This window comes from Gammaproteobacteria bacterium, from assembly GCA_016765075.1.
Classification (GTDB): Bacteria; Pseudomonadota; Gammaproteobacteria.
The window spans coordinates 24,299-30,832 of record JAESQP010000005.1 but is presented as its reverse complement, the minus strand read 5'-3'; the positions used below and the strand labels follow the sequence as shown (position 1 = coordinate 30,832).

6 protein-coding genes are annotated in these 6,534 nt (G+C 43.8%); all 6 read left to right on the top strand.

The window, feature by feature from the left end; all coding sequences use genetic code 11:
- Positions 1 to 174: 174 nt before the first annotated feature.
- Positions 175 to 1,281 (top strand): LPS export ABC transporter permease LptG, encoded by a 1,107-nt coding sequence (lptG, locus tag JKY90_00325; GenBank protein MBL4850719.1) that lies wholly within the window; start codon positions 175 to 177, stop codon positions 1,279 to 1,281.
- Between the two features lie 253 nt (positions 1,282 to 1,534).
- Complete coding sequence (locus JKY90_00320; protein MBL4850718.1) at positions 1,535 to 1,894, top strand: cyclic nucleotide-binding domain-containing protein; 360 nt, start codon at positions 1,535 to 1,537, stop codon at positions 1,892 to 1,894.
- A 103-nt stretch (positions 1,895 to 1,997) separates the two neighbouring features.
- Positions 1,998 to 2,495: a hypothetical protein gene (locus JKY90_00315; protein MBL4850717.1), complete on the top strand. Its 498-nt coding sequence runs from the start codon at positions 1,998 to 2,000 to the stop codon at positions 2,493 to 2,495.
- Between the two features lie 463 nt (positions 2,496 to 2,958).
- Positions 2,959 to 3,948 carry a chemotaxis protein CheV gene (locus JKY90_00310; protein ID MBL4850716.1) on the top strand — a complete coding sequence of 330 codons (990 nt, stop codon included), beginning with the start codon at positions 2,959 to 2,961 and terminating at the stop codon, positions 3,946 to 3,948.
- Positions 3,949 to 4,094: 146 nt separating this feature from the next.
- On the top strand, positions 4,095 to 5,486 hold the full coding sequence (locus tag JKY90_00305) for an HD domain-containing protein (protein ID MBL4850715.1): 1,392 nt from the start codon (positions 4,095 to 4,097) through the stop codon (positions 5,484 to 5,486).
- A 614-nt stretch (positions 5,487 to 6,100) separates the two neighbouring features.
- Positions 6,101 to 6,427, top strand: coding sequence for a c-type cytochrome (locus JKY90_00300; protein MBL4850714.1), 327 nt, complete (start codon positions 6,101 to 6,103; stop codon positions 6,425 to 6,427).
- The last annotated feature ends 107 nt before the right edge of the window (positions 6,428 to 6,534 follow it).

The window sequence follows — 6,534 nt, the reverse complement described above, 5'->3', positions numbered from 1 at the left end:
TTCTCGGTTATTACTCGCAATTCTTGTTTACGCGGTGTATAGCAATATGCTGACCGTAGCACAGTCGTGGTTGGGGCGTGATCTAATGCCTGCTGTGTTAGGTCTTTGGTGGGTACACCTTATTGTGCTGGGGCTTATTATCTTTTTGTTTGCGCGCATGAGTGGCATACGCCTGTGGCATCGGAAGCGCATAGTAATATGATGTTAATTGATCGTTATATTGCACGTAGCATTGCCTGGAGTAGTGTATTCGTCACCTTAATTTTGCTGACCTTGTTTATTTTTATCGATTTTATTGGTGAACTGGGTGATGTAGGCAAGAGTGATTATGGTGTGGTGCAGGCTTTGGTTTATGTTGTACTAACCCTGCCCGAATTGTTGTATCAGTTATTTCCCGTATTGGCTTTATTGGGCACCTTAGTTGGTTTGGCTTTACTTGCTAATCATGGTGAGTTGATTGCGATACGCGCAGCGGGAGTGTCGCTTTGGCGCATACTGGGTTCAGTTAGCATGATCGGTTTTGTTTTTGTTGTGCTGTCTTTTGTTGTGGGTGAGTGGTTGGCACCACAGTCAGGGGTGCTTGCCGAGCAGTATAAATCGCGTTTGCAATCGGGTGATGCTGCCTTTAAAAAAACCAGTAAGGGGTATTGGTTGCGCGATAAAAGTCATTTCATTTACGTTGCAGGACTTGGTTCGCAAGGTAAGCTCGGCAGCGTACGCATTTGGACCGTTAACGACGAGACCTTAGAGTTGACCCAGTCTTTGCGTGCTGAGACAGCGATAGTTACTGATCAAAAGGGGAGGCAGGGTTGGCAATTGAATAATGTTGATGTCGTTACACTGTCGATGTCAGGCGTAGGCGAACAGCATGCTCGCACCATGCTGTGGCATGATTTGCCAGATAAGTCTTTACTTGCAGCGGCGTCGACTAAACCTGAAGAGCTCTCTACCTTTGAGTTGTTGCGCTATGTTAATTATCTACAGGATAATGGCATAGAGGCACCATCCTATGAGCAAACGCTTTATTCGAAGATCGTGGCGCCGCTGACTGTTGCCGTAATGGTATTGCTAGCCTTCCCTTTTGTTTTTGGCTCGTTACGTAGTGCGGGTATTGGTCATTATGTTTTTATTGGCGCCTGTATTGGGATTGGTTTTCATTTGCTCAATGAATTATTACGTTATAGCGGGCTAGTTTATGGTTTGCCTCCGCTATTTAGCGCTGTGGCACCAACGATTCTTTTCTTTATCATCGCTGTGCTTTCTCTGCGCCGTATTTTTTAGGGGAGTACTGATGTGTTGGGGTTATCAAGCAGTAATCTATGGCATAGCAGCGGTTTCTTAATTAAGCACTGGTGCTGGCTTTAGGTTTCGGTTTGTTTGCCGAAAGAATAGTTTGAGCTGTAGCATTGAGATTCCGAAATAAATGTTTTCCTTTGAAGAAGTAGCTGATTTCCCCATTTTTTCGGATTTTACGCCCGCACAAGTGGAACAAATTTCATCTTGTTCTTTACAGAAAACGTACAAAAAAGGCTACGTGATAATCCATGAATCTGGCGATTGTTCTGATATTTATATCATTATGGATGGTCGAGTCGATGTCGAAATCCAGTCGTATGCACGTTCACCATTAAAGAATGGGAGTGATGGTAATAAGCACTTGGCGCTATTACGCGTTGGCGATATTGTTGGTGAGATGGCCTATATAGAACAGCGTCGTCGTGCTGCAAAGGTATCTGCATTTGATGATGTGTGTGTGCTTTGTATTGCCAAGGGTAAACTTGATATGCTGTTTGAGCGAGAGCCGAAACTTGGTTATCTGTTTATGCGCAATATTGCACGTATTATTTCTCAGCGACTAGTCCAACTTAATTTCTTATGGCGTGATGATGTTTAAACTCGCCGCCTACGCATTTTGAAAAACACGCTTTAAATCTCAGCATAACTGCATGCTTTACGGTAGTATGGGTATTGTCTGAACAATACTCATAGGTCTATAGATGTACTGGCTTTTTGGTGTGATAATTGGCGCGGTAGTGCTGCTGTTGTTGGTGCTAATTTTTGCTAACTTCAGACGCTATACATGGCTGATTATTTTGGTTGTCGCTTTATTGCTTGCGACACTTAGCATTCTGTATTTACGTGATAGTGATGATGCAAGTGCGCGCGATTATTTTAGCTTGGAAAATATTGTCTTAGGCAAGGCTGAGCTTAGCCCTTCTCATGGAAGTTATTATCGCTTTTCTGTCAGTGTCGAAAATCTAGCTATTAATCAGCAGCTTGCTGCTATGGAAGTATTAATTGAATTGCTAGATTGCATTGGATCTGGCCCAAATCGCCAGTGCGAGGTTAGTGAAAGTAATGAAAAGCGTATCAATTTACGTCTGCTTGCGACTAATGCAAAGCGTGTAGAGTCTTATATTGCCTTTTCAAACATTGCTATTGAGCGCGCCGATGATCAATGGCGATATACCCTGATTCGCGGCATTGGTCGCTAGCCCACATTTCTCGCCAGGAGGGCAAATTCTCGCTTGATCTTTACCCCTGTGTCAAGCACGGGGCAGGCTCCACGAGGGGGTGCCGAGGTGATTTTACAGCGAATTTTCTCTGTTCGAAAATACAGCCCGTATTCCACTGTCTCAGAAAGTCCACTGTAAAATAAAATCTCTGCGCGCCCTGAGGGTTGTCGTCAGACAACTCGAGGAAGTACTCCCCCTCAAGGGGGCTGAGTCTTGGGGTGTGATCATCTTGCCCTCTGGTGAGAAATGCAGGCTAGTTTCTCTTACTATTTAGTGCTTAATATCCCTGTCTTTTCTTGGTGCTGTCGGTTTTGCAGGTTATTTGGTGGGTAAGTTGTCTAAAGGTCTATTAACTGTACTTAAAGTTATCGCACTAATCGCCGTTACAGATGCTAGGAGTATTAATCCTATAGTCATTGGCGCATAAGGACAGGAGTGGATAATGTCAAGGTTGATGAAAGCAGTTGATGACCGTACTAAACTGGCCGGTACTAACCGACTAGAGGTGCTTCTCTTTAGCTTGGGTAAAGATAAGAGAACGGGCCGGGCAGAGATCTATGGAATAAACGTGTTTAAAGTGCGCGAGGTGATGCGTGTGACAGACATTACTCATGCGCCAGATGTGCCCGATTCGGTAGAAGGCATGATCAGTCTACGTGGCAGTATGATTCCTGTTATTAATTTGGTTAAATTCTGTGGTGTTGAGACAGAGGTAGCACCAGAAATTTTGATTATTACTGAATATAATCGTTTTACTCAGGCGGTTTTAGTACATTCAGTAGAAAGCATTTTGCGTCTTGATTGGACCCAGGTGAAAGCACCACCACCAATGATGTCTAACCGTATGGGCGGTTTGATTACAGCGGTAACTCAACTGGATGATGATCGTATTGTCATGATTCTTGATGTTGAAAAAGTGATGGCAGATACAGGGGACTTTGGTAATGATCCGTCTATCTATGATGCTATTGAAGCATTTCATACTGAAGCCATTGTTTTGTTCGCCGATGACTCAGTAGTTGCACGTAAACAGATTGAAACTGCCTTCAATGCAGTAGGCATTAAACATATTAGCTCTAAAAATGGTAGAGAGGCTTGGATTCGGCTTGAAGGGCTCGCTACGCGTGCTAAGCAGGAAGGGAAACCCATCCGAGATTATGTGGCAGCTGTGCTCACTGATGTGGAAATGCCAGAGATGGATGGTTATGTCTTGACTAAGAGAATCAAGAATGATCCGCGATTTGAAGATGTGCCGGTAATAATGCATTCTTCTTTGTCAGCTGATGCAAATAGATCTATTGGTCATGCTGTGGGCGCTGATTATTATGTGCCTAAATTTGACCCGAAGGAGTTGACGGATGTGTTCCGTCCTATTCTTCAGAAGTGGCAGGAAGAGAAAGAGGCGCGCGAGGCGAATAGCTCAGCCGCATAAGTTTGTTTGTTGCCATAATTATATGAACGGTCGTTATTTGGCAATTATTAAATGGTAGTCAGAAAATCGATACGGAGATTGTAAGTGACTGTAAAAATTAATTATTAGATAGCAATTAAAGTAGCCTATCACCAGGCGCAAAAAACATGAACCAGTTCGCGCTGAAAAATACTGCTGATACCAGAGTAACCCAAGAAATAGCTGATTTTCGTACTAGTCAGCCAGACCCTTACGCTAGATATCTTGCCAACGCTAATAAAGGCGGTGGTGGTGTCATTTCCACAGAAGATATTTTTGATAGCCGTGGTCAATTGTTGATCCGTCAGCATTCAAATATTGACGAGCGTTATGCACAGCGTCTGTTACAGCATCGTTTACTAAAGCCTTTAGAAGACCAAGTCAAGGTGAAGAATTGCCTGACTAACGCGGATTTTCTTGCCGAATATTCACATTTTTTTGAATCACATCGTGATATTTCTGCGGTGCAGCGGCATTTACGGTTTACACGTGAATTAGAGCAGCTGATACAAGATATGAATTTGCCACCCGTGCTTGCACAAAAAATGACAGTGATGAAAATGTGTCTGCCTGAACAATTTCAAAAAGCGTTATTTAGTTCTTGGTTGTCAGCACTAATTGCACGAGAAATGTCTTTAGATAAAGAGGATGTTTATGCTGCGTTTATCTCTGGCTTAGTACATGACATTGGCTTTCTCCATATCTCACCTGATATTTTGAATAAAAAAGGTGAAGTTAATGCCAACGATTGGCGCACCATTCAAAGTCATGTCGTCATCGGGCAAGTGGTGTTAAAAAGTTGCCCAGAATTACCTGAATCTGTTGCCAGGGCAGTACTTGAACATCACGAGCGTTGTGATGGTACGGGCTATCCGGCAGCAAAAGATGAGGAGTGTTTGTCGGTTATTGGCCAAATTGTTGCGATGTCAGATGCGTTGCAGGCGCTGCGCATGAGGGTCTTTACCAAGGCCGGACGTAATTTGCGCGACGCTTTGCCTTTTCTGCGACTGAATTCAAACACACATTATTATAATATCTATCGGGTAACAGTAGGTATTATTCGTAAATCGGGGCTACAGCCGACACCTGTTACGCACCCTCAAGGTAACTCCCAGTATATTTCATTATTGGTACGGCGGATTAATCATCTCAAACAGGTCGTTGATGCCATGAAGCAAATTGTTGATATCCTTCGTGGAATAGAATATGGGCCGAGGGGTCGCGTTTGTGTGCGTACATTTAACCAGGTGTTAACTGTTATTACGACATCAGGAATGGTGCGCGATGAACTATCGGATTGGATTGCGTTGATTGATGGCAGTATCGACGAATCTGTTCTAATTGAAGTCAATGAGATCGAATTAATGCAAAATGAATTGATATGGCAAATAAGCAGTGCGCAACGCACATTTAATGCCTTTCTTGAGCGCGAGTGCAATGTTGGCACACAGATGCAGTCGACTTTACGTAGACGCAATGATTACCTACGTGAGGCATTAGAAAAACTGCACCAACGTTAAGTTCCTGTATTTTCTTAGCTGTGGCACAACGTTCTTTTTATTTCCTCTTCTGCTTGCCAGTCAAATTGCATGTTGTCGTTAAATCGGCGATGATAAGGCCTGTTGTCAGCACCATAATAGATGCCGTAATTGATGGTAGGAATGTTAGATTTAAAAACTGAGGAGAGCATGTAATGAGAAAGACGAGTATAGCCATTGCTATGGCCGCCCTAATACTGGGTGCGTGTAGTGATAACGAGAATGAGGTTAATGAATCAGAGCCGATTAGCAGTGTGCCATCTACTCCTTCCGCGGTGATGGAGTCTATGAAAGGTAAAGAGCAGGGTGATCAGGCGGTTGATTCAGCTATGGAAGTTGCAGAAAAAGCAATGGACGACACCATTGATACAGCTATAACTGATGACATGATGGGTAAAACAGAAGAAATGACCGCTGATAATGCTGCGGGCGATGTCATGGATAAAGCCACTGAAATGGCTGATGACGGTGTTGATGCCGTGAAAGAAATAGCAGTAGACAGTGGCATAATGGATAAGGCCGAGGCAATGATGGCTGATACTGATGGCGCTGGCATGATGGATTCTGCAAAAGAAATGGCAGAAGACAGTGGCTTGATGGATAAGGCTAAAGATATGGTCGATGTATCAGCAGGTGGTTTAGCCGCAGTGAGCATGGAAGACGGCACCGCATTAGCCAAAAAGAGCGGTTGCTTTGCTTGTCATTCAATTGACCGCAAGATACTTGGGCCATCTTGGAAAGATGTTGCAGCCAAGTATGCCGATGATAAAGCTGCCGGCAAGGCGTATTTACTGACCAAGGTCGCTAAAGGCGGTAAAGGTGCTTGGGCTGATGCAGGGATTGTGGCAGCTATGCCGCCTTATTCTCCACGCGTTAGTGATGAAAATATCGAAATCTTGGTAGACTTTATACTGGCTCTCTAAGCACTTAGGTGTTCTTACAAAAAGGTTGGGCAGCGGTTGCTGCTCAACCTTTTTTATTGCCTACGCATAAACCCCAATAAATCAATTAAATCTACTGCGAACGCCCA

What these genes read in the sequence shown, in the direction of transcription:
- JKY90_00315 (MBL4850717.1), top strand. Translation starts at nt 1,998, where the DNA reads ATGTACTGGCTTTTTGGTGTGATAATTGGCGCGGTAGTGCTGCTGTTG.
- JKY90_00310 (MBL4850716.1), top strand. Translation starts at nt 2,959, where the DNA reads ATGTCAAGGTTGATGAAAGCAGTTGATGACCGTACTAAACTGGCCGGT.
- JKY90_00305 (MBL4850715.1), top strand. Translation starts at nt 4,095, where the DNA reads ATGAACCAGTTCGCGCTGAAAAATACTGCTGATACCAGAGTAACCCAA.
- JKY90_00300 (MBL4850714.1), top strand. Translation starts at nt 6,101, where the DNA reads ATGGATAAGGCTAAAGATATGGTCGATGTATCAGCAGGTGGTTTAGCC.